Origin of the sequence: Pseudomonas sp. 31-12, from assembly GCF_003151075.1 — a bacterium.
Lineage (GTDB): Bacteria > Pseudomonadota > Gammaproteobacteria > Pseudomonadales > Pseudomonadaceae > Aquipseudomonas.
In genome coordinates this window covers 2,457,567-2,474,227 of the sequence record NZ_CP029482.1, presented here as the reverse complement: position 1 = coordinate 2,474,227, position 16,661 = coordinate 2,457,567, and the positions used below count along the sequence as shown (strand labels likewise).

Genomic DNA, 16,661 nt, shown 5'->3' with positions numbered 1-16,661 from the left:
GAGGCGCAGGGCACAAACCTCAGGCGCAAAACACACCGTTACCGGTTCGGCAACAATCGCGCGTCCAGTACAAAACCCTGTGGGAGCGGGCAAGCCCGCTCCCACAGGGTTAAGGGTTAAAGCGTCAATGTGCCGCTTATGCAGGTCACCACAGACCCGCCAATCCAGATCTCATCCCCCACCTGCTCCACTTGAATGCGCCCCGCGCGCCCCATGGTCAGGCCCTGGCTGACCACGTAAGACGCCGGCGCCAGGCCTTCAGCAAGCAACCACTGCGCAATCCCGGCGTTCAGGCTTCCGGTGGCCGGGTCTTCCGGCATGCCGTCGCCGGAGATGAAGGCGCGCACTTCAAACTGCGCGTTATCGCCATCGCGCTCGGGGTGCCACGGCGCAATCACGCCGACGGCCAGGCCGAGCATTTGTGAATGATCCGGTTGCAAATCCAGGACCTGCCGGCGATCCTCGACCATCACCGCCAACCAGCCGGCTCCGTTATCGACCCACTGAGCCCGGACAATCGCACCCGGCTCCAACCGCAGCCCACGGCGCACGCGCTCGACCACGTCGGCGTCCACCGGCCCGGTCCTGATCAGTGGCGGCGCAAGAAAGGCCAGCTCCGCGCCTTGCCTGCGGACCCGCACCAGACCGACGCCGCACTCCTGAATGATCTCGTCGCCCTTGGGCACGCCACCGGCTTCAAGCCATGCGTGGCAGGTGCCGAGCGTCGGGTGACCGGCAAACGGCAACTCGTTCAGGGTGGTGAAGATCCGTACCCGATAGTCCGCGCGAGGGTCGCGCGGTTCGAGGATGAACGTGGTTTCGCTGAGGTTGGTCCAGGTCGCGAACGCCGCCATGCGTTCATCACTGAGCCTGTCTGCGCCAAATACGACCGCCAACGGATTGCCCTTGAGCGCAACCCGGCTGAAGACATCCACTTGCTTGAAATCGTATGAGCTCATTGCCTGCCTTGGTCTTGAGAAAGTCGAAGAGGTTTACTTGGGAATTTCCAGCCCTCGGATCACCGCCGGCCGCGCCAGGAAACGCTCCAGTACGCGTGTGACATTGGGGAAATCCTTGATGCCCACCAGATCGCCGGCTTCATAGAAGCCGATCAGGTTGCGCACCCACGGAAAGGTCGCGATGTCGGCGATGGTGTAGCGTTCGCCCATGATCCAGTCGCGTCCGTCCAGACGGCCATCCAGCACTTTGAGCAGGCGCTTGCTTTCGTCGACGTAACGGTCACGCGGACGCTTGTCTTCGTAGTCCTTGCCGGCGAATTTGTTGAAGAAACCGAGTTGGCCGAACATCGGCCCGATGCCGCCCATCTGGAACATCAACCACTGGATCGTCTCGTAACGCGCCGCCGATTCCTGCGCCAGCAACTGGCCGCTCTTGTCGGCGAGGTAAATCAGGATCGCGCCGGATTCGAACAACGACAGGGGTTTGTCATCGGGACCGTGGGGGTCGAGGATCGCCGGGATCTTGTTGTTGGGGTTCAGCGACAGAAACGCAGGGGACATTTGATCGTTGGTGTCGAAGCCCACGCGATGGGGCTCGTAAGGCAGACCAATCTCTTCGAGCATGATCGACACCTTGACGCCGTTGGGGGTCGGCAAGGAGTACAGCTGGATCCAGTCTGGGTATTGAGCCGGCCATTTGTGGGTAATCGGGAACGCGGACAGATCGGTCATGGGAGCATCCACAGGGAAAAGTAGCGCTGATCATAATGGAGGAGCCGGCTTTTTTCGTATCAATCTTGCTGATGAACAAGATCAAAACATTGCAGTCTTTCTTCGGCGCCTCTACGTGTACCGTGTCCATAAATCCGCAACATCCTGTCGATAACCTCTGATCCAACCCATGCAAGGTAACCGGTACATTGCGGTGCACTCGCCGGAATCGAACCAAATGGGCTTCAGAGGACTCTGAGAACTGCCCTTTCGGAAACGGACCGGCCCAACGACATGGAAAACACCCGATGCGGGGAGCTCGTGGTGTAAAGGTTTGTCAGCCTTAACCGAATAAGCTGAAGATCACCTATTCAAATGATGAACCTTTTGAAATTTGCCAATCGCTTCAAGCAACGTGCGTATGTCGTCCTGCCCTCCCTGCTGGCGGTGAGCGCGTTGTTCCTTTCCCTGGAGTCCAGCGAGAGCCGCGCCCAACCGGCAGACGGCACCCAGACCCTGGTGTTCCTGCGTCACGCGGAAAAACCCGAAGGCGGCCTGGGCCAGCTCAATTGCCAGGGCTTGAACCGCGCCATCGATCTGGCCACCTTGCTGCCGGAAAAATTCGGCAAGGCCAATTATGTCTTTGCCGCCAACCCGACCCGCAATGTCGAGGAAGGCGAACTGGACAATTCCTACAGCTACATCCGCCCGCTGATGACCATCAGCCCCAGCGCGATCAAGCTCGGCTTGCCAGTGAACATCAACTTTTCGGCCAACGACACCAGCGACCTGGCGGACGAATTACTCCACGACAAGTATCACAACTCGGTCATCTACACGGCCTGGTCCCACGGTTACCTGCCCGAGCTGATCAACAAGGTCGCGGGCGACGCGGTCGGCAAGAAACAGAAGATCACTGAAGACTGGGAATCCAGCGACTACGACTCGCTGTTTGTGCTTACGCTGACGTGGCACAACGGCAAGGCGAGTCTGCAGAGCCACAGTTATAAGCAAGGGCTGGATAATGGACGGGAGACGTGTCCGACTTAAGCTGTCGGGCCCCTTCCCGGCATTAAAGTTTATAGCGCCTGTTTGGGCCTCATCGCGGGCAAGCCCGCTCCCACAGGGATCCGTGGTGAACACAAACCCTGTGGGAGCGGGCTTGCCCGCGATGAGGCCGGCAAAAACAACGTTATCCTCGCTGGATAGCACGCTCGCGCAGGTACTCAAGAACCGCGCCCTTCTCCCCGACAAACTCAATCCGCGCGCCCTTCTTCTCCCGCTGAAACGCATACATCGGATCGTAATACTCACGCAGCAACCCTTCGATCCAGCCCCGGTGCAAATCCACCACCCCGCTATTCGCCTGCTCCGCCAGCGCGTCTTCCATCAAGATCAACATCCGCCGATGCCGTTCACCGCCCAGACGCTTCTGCACGTTGTTCAGGCTCTCCAGCAGACGCTCGGAAAACAGCGCAAAACCCTCATCGCCATGCACGCTGATGAATTCGGCACACAGGTCCACGACGTAATCGCGCAAGATCCGTTCGACCCGCCCTTGCAGACTGTCTTCCAGCCAGACCATCGGGAACTGCTGCATGCCTTGAAACAGCGGCAACGGCAACGCGCAGCTTCCGATCGCGCGGCTTTCGTCTTCCAGCACAAACTGCTCGATGCCATGGGCGCGCTTCTTCAGCACGTCCACCGCCAGGCGGTTTTCAAAGTCGATATTGGAGGGTTGGCCGGTGGCACGTTTGCCGAAGCTGGAACCGCGGTGATTGGCGTGACCTTCGAGATCGAGGCCGTTGCGCAGCTGCGTGAGCACCTCGGTCTTGCCGGTGCCGGTCATGCCACCCAGCAACACGAAATCGCACTGAGCAACGGCTTGATCGATCGTGTCCAGCAGGAAGCTGCGCATCGCCTTGTAGCCGCCACCGACGCGTGGATAGTCGATGCCGGCCTCGTCCTTGAGCCACTGCTGGACGATCTGCGAACGCAAGCCGCCGCGAAAACAATACAGATAACCCTCAGGATGCGCCCGGGCAAAATCGGCCCAGGCCTGGATCCGTTCTGCCTTGATCTCGCCGGACACCAGTTGATGCCCCAGGGTGATCGCCGCTTGCTGGCCGTGTTGTTTGTAGCAGGTGCCGATCCGTTGCCGCTCGTGGTCATTCATCAGCGGCAGATTGACCACACCGGGGAATGCACCCTTGTGGAATTCGACCGGCGCGCGGGTATCCATCATCGGCCGGTCGTTGAGGAAGATGTCGCGGTAATCGGTGAAGTCGATTGACATCAATACACCTCGACCGCGTTGGTCTGTCGCTCAACCAGCTCACCGATCGGCTCAAGGGACAGGCCCAGTTCGCTGGCCACTTTGAGGAACTGTTCGTTGCCTTCCGGCGTGACCGCAACCAGCAGGCCACCGCTGGTCTGCGGATCGCACAGCACCCGTTTATGCAGTTCCTGCACGCGCCCGACCTTGCTGGCGTAGCTGTCGAAATTACGCAAGGTGCCGCCCGGTACGCAGCCCAGATCGAGGTAATACTCGACCCCCGGCAGACGCGGCACACGGTTGTATTCGATGCGCGCGGTGACGTTGCTGCCATCGGCCATTTCCACCAGATGACCCAGTAAACCGAAGCCAGTGACGTCGGTCATTGCGGTTACGCCGTCGAGCTTGCCGAAGCGGCTGCCGGGTTTGTTCAGGGTGCACATCCAGTCGCGGGCCAGGCCGATGTCGGTCGTGCGCAACTTGCCCTTCTTCTCGGCGGTGGTGAGGATGCCGATGCCCAACGGTTTGGTCAGATAGAGCAGGCAGCCGGCGGTGGCAGTGTCGTTGCGCTTCATGTGGCGTTTTTGCACAAGCCCGGTCACCGCCAGGCCGAAAATAGGCTCCGGCGCGTCGATGGAATGCCCACCGGCCAACGGAATACCCGCCTCGTCACACACCGAGCGACCGCCGCGAATCACTTCCCGGGCAATCTCCGGCGCCAGCACATTCACCGGCCAGCCGAGGATCGCAATCGCCATCAACGGATCACCGCCCATGGCGTAGATATCGCTGATGGCATTGGTGGCGGCGATGCGGCCGAAATCGAACGGGTCATCGACGATCGGCATGAAGAAGTCGGTGGTCGAGACCACGCCGCGTTCGTCGTCGATCGCATACACCGCCGCGTCATCGCGCGAAGCGTTGCCGACCCAGAGTTTGGGGTCCAGATTCTGCGCCCCGCTGCCGGCCAGAATCACCTCCAGCACCTGCGGCGAAATCTTGCAGCCACAGCCTGCGCCGTGGCTGTATTGAGTCAGACGAATCGGCTCGCTCATGGGGGAATAACCTCGTGAAGACAATGGGGGCGAGTCTAGCATTGGCGGCCAATCCAAGGCGCAACACCACACGCTTTGTAGCAGCTACCCACGTACCTGACCAAAACGACAATAAAAACTCTGAATTCATCTATTTTTCATGGAATTGAAATAATTGGCATCTCTTGTGCAAACGTTTGCGAGTCGCTGATACAGACGTTTTCGCGACATTACTGCGCAAGCCCGAAGAATCGGGCCTTCGATCCGCACGAAAAGGGACTTTTAATGCACCGCACGTCCAGCCGCGTGACTTGCTCGCGCACCTTTGCTGTTTCCTTGCTGTTGGCCAGCGTTACAGGACTACTCAGCAGCACCGTTTTGGCGCAACCGGCCCCCGCCGAAGAATCCGCCCAGGGCGAAACCCTCAGCCCCGAAGCCAGCCCGCCGAAAAAAGGCGTCTACCTGTCGGACTGGTTCAACCAGGACTTGACCGTCATCGGCAGCAAAGACATCAGTTTCGGCCCGCAACCGGCCGACGACATTTACCTGGAGTACGAGTACTTCGGGCGCAAGGGGCCGTTCGAGTTGTACGGCTACATCGACATCCCGAAGATCTTCGACATCGGCAACAGTCATGACAAAGGCGCATGGGACCACGGTTCACCTGTGTTCATGGAGCACGAACCGCGCATCTCCATCGACTACCTCGCCGGCCGCAGCCTGGCCATTGGGCCGTTCAAGGAATGGTAGGAGTGCAAAGGTTTATCACTCATGGACGGACAAGCGTGAAACACCGTGCCTGCAAGGGTTTACTCGCATCAGTGCCATGTCCACGATTTGCCACGACGCCTCAGGTCTTAAAAAAGCCGGGGGCCCCACTCCCATCACTTCCTGTTTGGAAGACACTGATCAACGCATCGGCGTCATAAATACGTACCTCAGCCTTTTCTGATCTTTCTGATCCAGCCTAGGCAGTCATCCTCAATTTCGGAAAGCGGATCGAGGCGAAGGTCTTAGGATCGAGCGGTGCAGCCTATATGCCGGCTTCCGTAGATTTTTTGTTCTTTTCGGTTGCAATGTTGAAAACGCGCAATGCTGGTCGCTCAGCCAATACGGAGCCTGAAACCGAGCGACCCATTCAAGATTGCTTTGAAAGGAGCTTACGGGGTAAACGATTCCGTATTTTCAGCGAAATTATCAGTGCTATCGAGTAAGAAAAAAACCAAGCAAAAGGTAAAAACATAATCTGTAAACCCAAAAGCCCCTTGTAGGTGCTTTCGATTACACCTTCTCAGAGCTGATAGCCCGCCAGACTTTCGTCCAAAACCCCGCCTGGGCATTCTCCAATTCGCCCTTCAAGCTTTTGATCTCATTGACCCTGCTCGTATATGCCGTCTTGTATTCCCCCAGCTCGACGTTTAGTTGTTGCACGGTTTGCGTCAGACCATCATTTGAAACCGCCAAAGCCGCCATGTCCTTTGCCAGCAAATCTTTTGCTTCAGCAATATTGTCTCGCTGCCTGGAAACATCAGCAGCAAGAGATTCTGCCTCTCGGTACTTCCTGGCAACTTCCAGCATGTCATGTCTGTTTTTCTCTGCCTGCTCCAATCGATTCTTTTCAGTTTGCCTAACATAATCCTGATGAAACTCAATACTCACTGGGTTAGAGAGGACTCTGCAAAACAACTGGGTTGAAGCGATGTCGTTAATTTTCTGATATCCCCGCTCAATGCTTCCCTCAATGTCATTTTTATCAATATAGGTCTCAATATTAATGCTTTTGGCAATCTTGATTTCGATAATGGGGATCCCGTGGTCACGGAAATCGACGATCTTTTGCATGCTGCACGAATTGGAGTAGCGGATCTCAATCGCCAGCTTGCCGCCTGTAGTGGTCTAATGAAACCGGACACCCATTTAGGCGAGAATGCTCGCCAGATCGAGGTGTCAGATGACCAAACAACGCCGCTCCTTTACTCCTGAATTCAAGCGCGAGGCTGCCGACCTTGTGCTCAAACAAAACTACAGCTACATCGAAGCCAGCCGTTCACTCGGCATTGGTGAATCGGCATTACGCCGCTGGGTTGACCAGATTCAGAAAGAACATAAAGGCGTCACCCCGCAGAGCAAGGCACTGACTCCGGAACAGCAAAAAATTCAGGAGCTGGAAGCCCGGATTGCTCGGCTTGAGCGAGAGAAATCAATACTAAAAAAGGCTACCGCGCTCTTGATGTCGGAAGATCACGAGCGTTCGCGCTGATTGACCAGTTGAGGGCACATGAGCCGGTTGATTGGCTGTGCAAGGTGTTTGATGTCACTCGCTCGTGTTACTACGCCCAGCGCCTGCGGCGCCGCACGCCGGATGTTGAACGGCTTCGATTGCGTAGTCGCGTAAGTGAGCTGTTCTCGCAAAGTCGCAGCTCTGCGGGCAGTCGCAGCATCCTGTCACTGATGCGTGAAGACGGTGAGCAACTCGGTCGATTCAAAGTGCGTAGCTTGATGCGCGAGCTTGATTTAGTCAGCAAACAACCCGGCTCCCATGCCTACAAACGAGCAACAGTTGAAAGACTGGATATCCCGAACACATTGAACCGCGAGTTCGACGTGCCTGCGCCCAATCAAGTCTGGTGCGGCGATATCACCTACATTTGGGCGCAAGGAAAGTGGCATTACCTGGCTGTCGTCCTGGATCTTTGTACGCGTCGGATCGTGGGCTGGGCGCTGTCGGAAAAGCCAGACGCTGAGCTGGTGATCAAAGCGCTGGATATGGCTTACGAGCAGCGTGGCAGGCCTTCGGATCTGCTATTCCACTCAGACCAGGGATCGCAATATGCAAGCCGACTCTTTCGCCAGCGGTTGTGGCGATACCGCATGCGCCAAAGCATGAGTCGACGAGGAAACTGCTGGGATAACGCACCGATGGAGCGCGTATTTCGCAGCTTGAAAACAGAATGGATACCGACCGTGGGCTATCGAACTGCGCAGGAAGCACAGCGCGATATCAGCCATTTTTTGATGCATCGCTACAACTGGATTCGGCCTCATCAATTCAACGATGGGTTGGCTCCAGCGCGGGCCGAGGAAAAACTTAACGTCGTGTCCGGGATTAGTTGACCACTACAGTCCCACCTCTGGTAGAAGGGGTTATCAGAGGTGAACTCGCCATATAGATCCGGAACGTAGACATTGCCGTTCCCGAATCGCAGCCGGGTTTCCTCTGCTACAAGGCGTGTGAACGTGAATGGGACGACCTCATCACCAATCTTGAAATTGATCGTTTGAAGCTGGGAGAGGATGGCTATCAGATAGGCGTGTGGAAGGGATTCTCCGTCGCTATCATCAGATCGAGTAGCCTGAACATCGACGCTCTTGTACCGAAAATACCCATTCTTGACGGCGACCATCTCACGGCGCTTCTCTACGCGGGAATGGGTACTGAAGAAGGTAAGCGCGCTGAATTCGGCAGGGTTCAGGCGGCGCATCTTGAGGACTTGCCAAATGAAGAACAGCTTGTACCGACCGTCCTCCCGATTGATGAAGCCGTTAGCACCCTTCGCACACGCCCAAATCTTCATGCCTACCCCTACAATGAAACGCTCTATATCGAACCATACTGCCGGCAGCCGTTAGCTACGGGCTAGCTGAAAAGCCCACCTAACGTAATGCAAGCCATAGGCTATCATCAAGGAATACTGCACCTGTAAGCACTCAACGAAAACCCGTACAGCTTGAAAACAAGGAATGTGTAATGAGCACGGTTTATCCCATTGAAGAAGCTGTTCCGCTGCCACCTGATGATGGCGAGAAAAAATCGGAGAAGAAGGTTTTAACCAAGGACGAAAAAATTGAGAAGGAGAAAAAAGAGCTTCTATCTTCGGTAGCTGCCGCTGATTTTTCTTCCTTGAAGCCTAGAGTTGCATACGTACTCAACCTTTATCCTCACACTCGAAACAGCGATATTTCACTTTCATTGAAATACTGGGAAATATTCCAACCAGACCTGTACAAAGAAAGCGGGATTCAACCGAAAGATCTTTTCAAGCTGGAACGGCTTCATTACATAGTCCGTGCCCGCGCTAAAATACAAAACGAGTACGAGCTATTTTTAGCAGACAGTGAAATCAAGAAAGGCCGCAGAAGAAATGAAGAGAAAATGGAAGGGGCAGTCATTGATGACTCCCCACCCGTCAAGAAGGTGCATATATTTTCAGATGAAACAGGGAAAACGCACAAATTCGTAATTGTCGCATCCGTTTGGGTTCTCAATGGCAGAGCGGTATTCGCCATCAGCAAAGCCATAAGCGAATGGAAAGCTAAATCCATATGGAAAAATAGAGAAGTTCATTTTACAAAATTTGGTAAAAGCGATTACGAAACCCTTAAATCATACCTTGGAATAATTGTAGAAAATCGTGAGTATCTGGGATTTAAATATATAGCAGTCGAGCGAGCAAAAACCAATCGTCCAATTGAAGAAACAATTCTCAAGCTGCATGAGCTGATGCTTGCGCGTGGTGCTGCTCATGAGCTAGAAAGTGGAAGGATAGATCTACCCAGAGAGATGGAAGTAACTGTGGATGAAGAGCAATCGCTGGACTCCTTTGTTATTTCTGACCTAAGAGACCGTGTAGGGGAAACCTTCAAAAAACGGTATGAGGATAAGCTGCGACTGACCTCGTTACAGACCGCCTCGTCAAAAAATAGCGCTCTGATCCAATTGTCAGATGTGATCGCTGGAGCGATAGGTCGAATTCTTAACCATGACGGGGAACGTAATTTTAAAGACGACATGGCTGACCTCGTTATCCAGATGCTGGATCTAAAAATTGAAGAAGGCGACATTGACGGACTCGATTCAGCGGCGCGGTTCAACGTCTAAGGCTGAACGTTGAAAGATTGATTTCGATACGGCCCGCACTTCTCATACGCATCGAGCCATCATTAGGCCATCCGTGTAGAATGAGCTGAAACAGCCTTTCGCGCATGTCCTGGATGTGCCTGAGGGCCAACGACCTTCCGTGATGGAATACGAGATGCAGCAAGCAAACTTTCAGGTTGACTCCCGACTGGCAACGTTGCTCAGCCAAGACTACTCGACGACAGAAAAAGCTCTTAAAGAGCTGGTTGATAACGCATGGGATGCAGATGCTGAAGAGGTGGTGATAGAACTGCCTGAGCCATTGACTGATGGTCCGATAGTCGTGAGTGACAATGGCAACGGGATGACGCGTCAGGAGCTTGAGTCTCACTATTTGAAAATCGCGTCTGATCGGCGGATGCGGAATGATGGACGCACATCAAAAAAGCGGCGCCCGATCAAAGGTAAGAAAGGGATCGGAAAGTTCGCCGGGCTCATGTCCGCTTCGGTAATGTGCCTCACAACAAAGGCTCGTGGCCAGCAGATTTCGTTCACGCTCGGCATTCAGGATCTTGAGTCGGCGTCTGATATCGAGCACTTGACGTTGCCGTTAGAGGTGAGCGATTGCAGCTCCGAAGACCACGGAACCTGCGTGACACTGACGCATCTTCGCCAGGGGCTTCGTTACCCAAGTGCTGACCGCCTGCGCCAAGAGCTGATCATGGAGTACGGTCGACAAAAGGACTTCAAGATCATCATCAATGGCAAACCCCTGGGTATTGATGACCTTGAGGGCGAATTTGCTGAGGTGCGGGGCACATTTCCCCATGCAGGAGAGGTGATTCTTCGTTTCGCGATCAGCAAAAAGAAAAGTGGCCTGAGACGCCCCGGCATTAATCTGATGGTGGAAGGAAAAGCGGTCGGCAAGCCTGGTTCTTTTGGCCTGGAGAATAACGATGAGATTCCTGCTCGCCTGTTAAAGAAGCTGTATGGCGAGGTCGAGGCCGACGGGCTGATCGATTATGTGACAGCAGGTTGGGACTCGGTAATCGAAAACAGTGAGGCCTACCTACAGATCGTCGCCTTCGTACAACAGAATTTGGTTGAGGCTTTCCGCGCCACGCACGGCATGGAAATGCGGATGGCGCACGCTCGCTTGCAAAAAGCAGTCTCCGGCCGATTGGAAAAGCTGCCGCAGCACAAGCGCGAGTTCGCGGATCGAGCAATCAAAAAAGTTTTGAAGAAGTATTACGACGAACCTGCCCACAAGGTACAGGCTCTGGCATTTGTCGTTCTTGAGGCCGTAGAGCGTACCGAATACCGCTCTATCGTCGAGCACCTCGCTGAAGCAAATCGCGGTGATATCGTGAACCTTGCTGATGCACTGGAGAGTTTTGGTCTTGCAGACATGGCCGTTCTAGTCGATCAAGCCAAGGCCAGATTGCAGTTCTTGGACGACTTGGAACGCCTAGTCCGAAATGAAGCCTGCCTTGAGTCGACGGTACACAAAGCTATAGAAGTGAACCTTTGGATTTTGGGCGCTGCGTTCACAATCTTCAGCTCCAATATCACGTTGAAACGGCAGATCGAAGAGCTACTGGATCAGAAGTATTCTGGGGCACAAGGCACGACTCGTCCGGACTTATTGCTGAATGAAAGCCTGCTTGGGGAGTTCTTGCTGATCGAGTTTAAGCGTCCTTCCCACTCTCTGAGCTATATGGACTACCAGCAAGCAACTAGGTATCGGAATGAGCTTTCCGGATATACCGGTAAGCCAATAAAAATTCTAGTAATAGGAGGACGGATTGATGGCTTCCCCTCCCGAGAACTTGAACCAGGTGTCAGCTGCCTATTGTTTACAGACATTATTTCCACAGCACGTCGACAAATTGAATGGCAGCTTCAACGTGCACCGACCTTCCCTGGAGCGACGCTGGTGTAGGTCGTCCATAGGGGGCTTGGTACATCTGGATCTCAACAGCTACGGAACTGAGCTGTTGCCGCTTGCCCGGCAACAGCTATCGCTCCATCGGACGCTTGCTTGATTGACGCACAGCGGGTAAGCGTGAAATTACGGCCCCTCTTACTCTTTCTAACGACCAAAGGACTTGACTGATTAGATTAGACACCTAGGTGCTCTCGCCCTTCTCAGGGCATTGATTTATGAAAGACTTTTCGAGCCTTGAAATAGTCCTTCATCGCGAGATAGGAAATCGTCATTCCCGTATCTGACTGACGGCGTTCGGTGCAAAACTGAGTGGGCAAGCGAACTTTCCGCATGGATTTGGTTGCTCGTCAGCTTCGAGACATCCTTTAGTATCCGGGCTCTTGGCCGACTTAGTGTAACCGTCCGGCCAAGTCATCTACCCAGCCCCGCAAAGCCAAGACATGGTGTGCACTTAAATTTAAGTGGGCACCAGTTCTAGCCTTTTAAGCGGGTATTTCATGCAGCCAACACGCCGTTCCTATTCCAAGTCCTTCAAGGCCCAGGTCATTCAAGAGTGTGCACAGCCCGGCGCTTCGATTGCCAGCGTCGCGCTCGGCCATAGCCTCAACGCAAACCTCGTCCACAAATGGATTCGGCTGCAAGCGCAGAAAAGCCCGGCGCTCCCACCTGCATTTATTCCGTTAGCCATGCCGCTGGCCGGGGCAAACTCCCATCCAGCATCATCGAATATCTGCGTTGAAATACAGCACCCGCGCGGCACCATCAAAGTGAACTGGCCAACTGAAAGTGCTGCCGCCTGTGCGACTTTTCTTCGAGACCTTTTGCGATGATTCGCATCGACTCCATCTGGCTCGCCACCGAACCGATGGACATGCGCGCAGGCACCGAAACGGCGTTAGCCAAGGTGATCGCAGTGTTCGGTGCGGCGCAGCCGCACTGCGCTTATCTGTTCGCCAACCGCCGCGCCAATCGCATGAAAGTGCTGGTGCATGACGGCTTCGGAATATGGCTGGCGGCGCGCCGGTTGAACCAAGGCAAGTTCCACTGGCCTGGCATTCGCCATGGTTCTGAGATGGAACTGGATGCCGAGCAACTTCAGGCATTGGTGCTGGGTCTGCCATGGCAACGCGCAGGTTCTGAAGGCTCGATCACACTGCTTTAACGGCTGCCATTAGCCTATCGGTCTATCGTCGCGAATTGCCTGCTCTGGCAAAATCGGCCCCATGACTTCGCTACCCAATCTCGATCACCTGCCCCCTGAACAACTGCGCGCCTTGGCGGCGCAGTTGATGCAGCGTGTCGAAACGCTCGACCACCAGGTCGACACGCTGGGCAAGACGGTAGAGACGATGGGTAAAACCGTTGAGACGATGGGCAAGAAGATCAACCGCGATCAGACGGTGATCGAGAAGCTGACCCACGAGATCGCCCAGCTCAAGCGTTTGAAGTTTGCCAAGCGCAGCGAGCAGATGAATTCTGAGCAGGCCAGTTTGCTCGATGACCTGATCGATACCGATATCGCAGCGATTGAAGCAGAGCTTCAGGCCTTGCAGACAGTGCCAGCGGCGACCGAGAAAAAGCAGAAACCCAAGCGCACTGCATTACCGGCTGAGTTTCCACGCACACTGATCCATCACGAACCGGACAACACTCACTGCCCATGCGGCTGCGCCCTCAAGCGCATCGGTGAGGACGTTAGCGAGAAGCTGGACTACATGCCCGGCGTGTTCACCGTCGAACGCCATGTCCGTGGCAAGTGGGTCTGCGATGACTGCGAAACGCTGATCCAGGCACCGGTTCCGGCGCAGGTTATTGATAAGGGCATCCCGACTGCGGGCCTACTTGCACACGTCATGATTGCCAAGTTTGCTGACCATCTGCCGCTTTACCGTCAGGAATCGATCTTCGGTCGAGCAGGCTTGGCGATTCCACGTTCAACATTGGCTCAATGGGTTGGCGTGACGGGCGTGCAGTTGCAGCCTCTGGTCGACGCGCTGCGCGACGTAGTGCTTGGGCAACAAGTCATCCACGCCGATGAAACACCGGTGCAGATGCTCATGCCGGGAACAAAGAAAACTCACCGTTCCTATGTGTGGGCCTACGCCACCAGCCAGTTCTCGGACTTGGCAGCGGTGGTTTATGACTTCAGTCCCAGCCGTGCCGGTGAGCATGCTCGCAACTTCCTGCAAGACTGGAGGGGCAAGCTGGTCTGCGACGATTTTGGCGGCTACAAGGCCAGCTTTGAACTCGGCGTGACCGAGATTGGGTGCATGGCCCATGCACGGCGCAAGTTCTTCGAACTGCACGCTACGAATAAAAGCACGCTCGCCGAGCAAGCCCTGCGCTATATCCAGTTGTTGTACGAAATCGAAAGAGAAGTCCGCGACCTGGAGCCGGATTTAAGGCGCCGAATACGGCAAGAAAAAGCCGTCCCAGTGATGAATATGCTGCATGCCTGGATGATCGCCCAGCGTGACCTCGTGCCCGAAGGCTCGGCCATCAGCAGAGCACTCGATTACAGCCTGAAACGCTGGGCAGCGCTGTCGCGCTACCTTGGTGACGGGGCCGTACCCATAGATAACAACTGGTGTGAGAACCAGATCCGCCCTTGGGCTCTTGGACGTAAAAATTGGCTCTTCGCAGGGTCGCTGCGCAGCGGAAAACGTGCGGCAGCGATCATGAGTTTGATCCAGTCTGCGCGGCTGAATGGGCATGATCCGTATGCTTACTTGAAAGATGTACTCACACGCCTGCCGACGCAGCGGGCGAATGAAATCGATCAGTTGTTGCCGCATAAGTGGCAACCGGTTTAATCACGCAGGGCGTGATGGCCGGACGCATAGGCTTGGTTGCCGCATTCGGGTCAATCAGCGCGTTCGCAGCTGTAGCTTTCTCTGTGAGGTTCGGGTCGGTGGCAACCGGTTTAGTTACGAAAGACGGGATGCCCGGACGCATACATAGAAACCACTGCAAAACCCTGGAAACCAAAGTGGAAACCAGCGTCTGGCAACCATGACTTTTGATAACAGGCGAGCGCCCATGGTTCGCCCTTGGCTTTCACGCATGGCTGAGTGCGAGGAGCTAGCTTTACACCGCAGCTCCGAGGACGACCGCGAGGCCCGGAACTCCGGGCGCCGCGGTGGCAGATCAGCTAGCCAATCTGGACAATCGGCCCAGTGGGCCCAGTCGGATGATTCGGAGGAAAAGGTCCGTATGTGAGCGAGACAAGGCTCAAGGTATTCGTGAAGGTCTCAGTGCCGCGCCCGCTCGACACCGAGGTGCTCCACCGGACTTGAGAGTATCCAGAAGAGGCAGGAATACACGTGTCCGTTCCGCCGGGCTTAACCGCTTTACAAGTGAACTCCATGATCTGTTTCCCCTCGAAAACTTGGTTGTTCCACCAACGCACGTTCGCGATTACGTTGGATGAAGCATCTATCACGTCCTCCAGTTTTATGGTGAACGTCGCAGATTCAATTGGGAAGGTCGTGTCGTTGTGCAAGATTGGTGCGGAGGAGAAAAGCTCTTGCCTGTTCTGGTTGATCTGCAATGCGGCGGGCAAATCCAAGGTGATCCGGATTCCGTTTTGGGTGAACAGCGTGAAGGTTTGGGCCGGCGCTTGATCTAATTGCTGGCTTTTTTCTTGGGTTGACTGAGACATCTTAATTTCCTTATTCATTCCGTATTTACTGAAATTCTCAAAGAGAATTTCTCCCTGTTACGCGGTTCCAAACCATGGAAACGCGTCATGATTAAAGTTCGGTCAATCCACTCTGTCAAACTCCTGCCCGGGTCGAGTCAGTGGGTCCGGCCAAGTCATCTAGCCCGCTCTGCGAAGCAAGGACATGGCGCGCACTTAAAATAGATGTCCACCATCGCCCTAAGCGTTGGATCAGGAAGGTGTGTTGGCCGGACGCTTACGACTTAGTTCCTACAGTTATCAACACTCCTGGGATCAACGCATCATGGACAAACGCGCCCCCTCAGCTGTTCTGCTATCAAGCACAGTTACCGTAGCCGACTACCGAGCTTTCAAACGGGCAAAGGACAAGGAAAGCATTGCTGATTTTGTATACCAACGATTTCAGGAGCGCTATCTCAGGCCCTTCGAGTCTAAGGAGCATAAGCACGGCTTCGCGATGATCGCATGTGCGTGCCTCATGATCGAAACGCTAGAGGCTTTCTGGACTGGCTCCGCAAAGTCGGGTCTCAGCGGAGTTGCTTTCAACCACTTCTTCGACCGTGTTGATCATTTTTCATCCCTGCGAGAGCACGGCAGACTCTTCTACAAGCACGTCCGATGCGGAATCATGCACCAAGGCGAAACAACCGGTGGGTGGCGAATTCGAAGAGATACTTCTCAACTGTTTGACGCGAAAAACTTGGTGATCGATGCCACACGATTTCTATCTGCGCTCGAAGAGTCGCTTCGCGAGTATTGTGATTTGCTCAAGGCGTCGCCTTGGGATAGCGAGGTCTGGAGCCGTCTCCAGATGAAAATGAGGTTTATCTGCGCGGGCGCTTTGGTACCGCCTGAGTATCTGGATGTGCCGGTAGCGTCCTAATGCGTTCGCACCACTGGTCGATGGTTCGCCGAAGGCAACAGTGGCTGAAGGGCTCCTGCCATTCATCCCCTTGAAGCCCTGCTCCCCCGGCGGGACACTAAACTCGTATGAGCAAGGGGAGCAAACCCATGACCCGTAAACCATCACAGATCCTACCTGAAGACCCAAGAGTTAAGCCGCCCACCGGCTCATCGATCCAGGTCCATTCTGTGGCGCCATTGAAGCCTACTAGGCTTTCCCTGGAGAGCCTGCTAGCAGAAACTCCCGAGAACAATCGAGACGAAGCTTGGGAAGAAATGGCATCGGAGGGA

General features: G+C 54.9%; 15 protein-coding genes and 1 pseudogene. 9 read left to right on the top strand and 7 right to left on the bottom strand.

Translation table 11 applies throughout. The annotated features are described in order from the left end of the window. Positions 1-116 precede the first annotated feature (116 nt). Together DJ564_RS11500 and DJ564_RS11495 are read right to left on the bottom strand one after the other, a co-directional pair. The gene (locus DJ564_RS11500) at positions 117-959 is read right to left on the bottom strand and encodes a PhzF family phenazine biosynthesis protein (RefSeq protein WP_109629194.1); all 843 of its coding nucleotides are present in this window, start codon (positions 957-959) and stop codon (positions 117-119) included. Positions 960-992: 33 nt separating this feature from the next. Then, complete coding sequence (locus DJ564_RS11495; RefSeq protein ID WP_109629193.1) at positions 993-1,691, bottom strand: glutathione binding-like protein; 699 nt, start codon at positions 1,689-1,691, stop codon at positions 993-995. 354 nt (positions 1,692-2,045) lie between these two features. On the opposite strand from DJ564_RS11495, the gene DJ564_RS11490 reads away from it, so the two are divergent. Continuing rightward, complete coding sequence (locus tag DJ564_RS11490; RefSeq protein WP_109629191.1) at positions 2,046-2,720, top strand: histidine phosphatase family protein; 675 nt, start codon at positions 2,046-2,048, stop codon at positions 2,718-2,720. A 142-nt stretch (positions 2,721-2,862) separates the two neighbouring features. On the opposite strand, the gene mnmH is transcribed toward DJ564_RS11490, so the two are convergent. Then, entirely contained in the window at positions 2,863-3,966 is a 1,104-nt protein-coding gene (mnmH, locus tag DJ564_RS11485; RefSeq protein WP_109629189.1) for a tRNA 2-selenouridine(34) synthase MnmH, read from the bottom strand. Further along, the gene (gene selD / locus DJ564_RS11480; RefSeq protein WP_109629187.1) at positions 3,966-5,000 is read right to left on the bottom strand and encodes a selenide, water dikinase SelD; all 1,035 of its coding nucleotides are present in this window, start codon (positions 4,998-5,000) and stop codon (positions 3,966-3,968) included. The genes mnmH and selD overlap by 1 nt, the downstream gene beginning before the upstream one ends. Before the next feature lie 264 nt (positions 5,001-5,264). Here selD and DJ564_RS11475 point away from each other — a divergent pair. Then, a pseudogene (locus DJ564_RS11475) lies at positions 5,265-5,726 on the top strand (outer membrane protein OmpK); the annotation flags it as partial. Between the two features lie 534 nt (positions 5,727-6,260). Here DJ564_RS11475 and DJ564_RS11470 read toward each other — a convergent pair. After that, on the bottom strand, positions 6,261-6,821 hold the full coding sequence (locus tag DJ564_RS11470; RefSeq protein ID WP_109629185.1) for a hypothetical protein: 561 nt from the start codon (positions 6,819-6,821) through the stop codon (positions 6,261-6,263). Between the two features lie 109 nt (positions 6,822-6,930). On the opposite strand from DJ564_RS11470, the gene DJ564_RS11465 reads away from it, so the two are divergent. Continuing rightward, a protein-coding gene (locus DJ564_RS11465) for an IS3 family transposase (protein ID WP_109627876.1) occupies positions 6,931-8,093 on the top strand; the annotation gives its coding sequence in 2 pieces (ribosomal slippage) (positions 6,931-7,186 and positions 7,186-8,093; 1,164 coding nt in all). Here the strand turns inward: DJ564_RS11465 and DJ564_RS11460 are convergent. After that, positions 8,024-8,554: a hypothetical protein gene (locus tag DJ564_RS11460; protein WP_109629183.1), complete on the bottom strand. Its 531-nt coding sequence runs from the start codon at positions 8,552-8,554 to the stop codon at positions 8,024-8,026. The two genes, DJ564_RS11465 and DJ564_RS11460, sit on opposite strands and share 70 nt — an antisense overlap. A gap of 173 nt (positions 8,555-8,727) precedes the next feature. On the opposite strand from DJ564_RS11460, the gene DJ564_RS11455 reads away from it, so the two are divergent. From DJ564_RS11455 to DJ564_RS11430, 5 genes are all read left to right on the top strand, one after another. Then, positions 8,728-9,858, top strand: a complete 1,131-nt coding sequence (locus DJ564_RS11455) for a DUF3800 domain-containing protein (protein WP_109629181.1) — start codon at positions 8,728-8,730, stop codon at positions 9,856-9,858. 154 nt (positions 9,859-10,012) lie between these two features. Next, positions 10,013-11,779, top strand: a complete 1,767-nt coding sequence (locus DJ564_RS11450; protein ID WP_109629179.1) for an ATP-binding protein — start codon at positions 10,013-10,015, stop codon at positions 11,777-11,779. 503 nt (positions 11,780-12,282) lie between these two features. Next, a complete protein-coding gene (locus tag DJ564_RS11440; RefSeq protein ID WP_256597419.1) occupies positions 12,283-12,615 on the top strand; it encodes a transposase in 333 nt (110 codons plus the stop codon). Next, complete coding sequence (gene tnpB / locus DJ564_RS32375) at positions 12,612-12,947, top strand: IS66 family insertion sequence element accessory protein TnpB (RefSeq protein ID WP_109629175.1); 336 nt, start codon at positions 12,612-12,614, stop codon at positions 12,945-12,947. Before DJ564_RS11440 ends, tnpB begins: the two co-directional genes overlap by 4 nt. 61 nt (positions 12,948-13,008) lie before the next feature. Then, complete coding sequence (locus tag DJ564_RS11430; protein ID WP_109629173.1) at positions 13,009-14,598, top strand: IS66 family transposase; 1,590 nt, start codon at positions 13,009-13,011, stop codon at positions 14,596-14,598. A 338-nt stretch (positions 14,599-14,936) separates the two neighbouring features. Here the strand turns inward: DJ564_RS11430 and DJ564_RS11425 are convergent, their stop codons facing one another. Continuing rightward, positions 14,937-15,446 carry a hypothetical protein gene (locus tag DJ564_RS11425; RefSeq protein WP_109629171.1) on the bottom strand — a complete coding sequence of 170 codons (510 nt, stop codon included), beginning with the start codon at positions 15,444-15,446 and terminating at the stop codon, positions 14,937-14,939. A gap of 304 nt (positions 15,447-15,750) precedes the next feature. Between DJ564_RS11425 and DJ564_RS11420 the strand changes: the two genes are divergently transcribed. After that, positions 15,751-16,350 (top strand): hypothetical protein, encoded by a 600-nt coding sequence (locus tag DJ564_RS11420; protein WP_109629169.1) that lies wholly within the window; start codon positions 15,751-15,753, stop codon positions 16,348-16,350. Positions 16,351-16,661: the final 311 nt, after the last annotated feature.

Excerpts from the sequence above, each read along its gene's own strand:
- DJ564_RS11500 (WP_109629194.1), bottom strand. The coding sequence starts at position 959 with ATGAGCTCATACGATTTCAAGCAAGTGGATGTCTTCAGCCGGGTTGCG.
- DJ564_RS11495 (WP_109629193.1), bottom strand. The coding sequence starts at position 1,691 with ATGACCGATCTGTCCGCGTTCCCGATTACCCACAAATGGCCGGCTCAA.
- DJ564_RS11490 (WP_109629191.1), top strand. The coding sequence starts at position 2,046 with ATGATGAACCTTTTGAAATTTGCCAATCGCTTCAAGCAACGTGCGTAT.
- mnmH (WP_109629189.1), bottom strand. The coding sequence starts at position 3,966 with ATGTCAATCGACTTCACCGATTACCGCGACATCTTCCTCAACGACCGG.
- selD (WP_109629187.1), bottom strand. The coding sequence starts at position 5,000 with ATGAGCGAGCCGATTCGTCTGACTCAATACAGCCACGGCGCAGGCTGT.
- DJ564_RS11470 (WP_109629185.1), bottom strand. The coding sequence starts at position 6,821 with ATGCAAAAGATCGTCGATTTCCGTGACCACGGGATCCCCATTATCGAA.
- DJ564_RS11460 (WP_109629183.1), bottom strand. The coding sequence starts at position 8,554 with ATGAAGATTTGGGCGTGTGCGAAGGGTGCTAACGGCTTCATCAATCGG.
- DJ564_RS11455 (WP_109629181.1), top strand. The coding sequence starts at position 8,728 with ATGAGCACGGTTTATCCCATTGAAGAAGCTGTTCCGCTGCCACCTGAT.
- DJ564_RS11450 (WP_109629179.1), top strand. The coding sequence starts at position 10,013 with ATGCAGCAAGCAAACTTTCAGGTTGACTCCCGACTGGCAACGTTGCTC.
- DJ564_RS11440 (WP_256597419.1), top strand. The coding sequence starts at position 12,283 with ATGCAGCCAACACGCCGTTCCTATTCCAAGTCCTTCAAGGCCCAGGTC.
- tnpB (WP_109629175.1), top strand. The coding sequence starts at position 12,612 with ATGATTCGCATCGACTCCATCTGGCTCGCCACCGAACCGATGGACATG.
- DJ564_RS11430 (WP_109629173.1), top strand. The coding sequence starts at position 13,009 with ATGACTTCGCTACCCAATCTCGATCACCTGCCCCCTGAACAACTGCGC.
- DJ564_RS11425 (WP_109629171.1), bottom strand. The coding sequence starts at position 15,446 with ATGTCTCAGTCAACCCAAGAAAAAAGCCAGCAATTAGATCAAGCGCCG.
- DJ564_RS11420 (WP_109629169.1), top strand. The coding sequence starts at position 15,751 with ATGGACAAACGCGCCCCCTCAGCTGTTCTGCTATCAAGCACAGTTACC.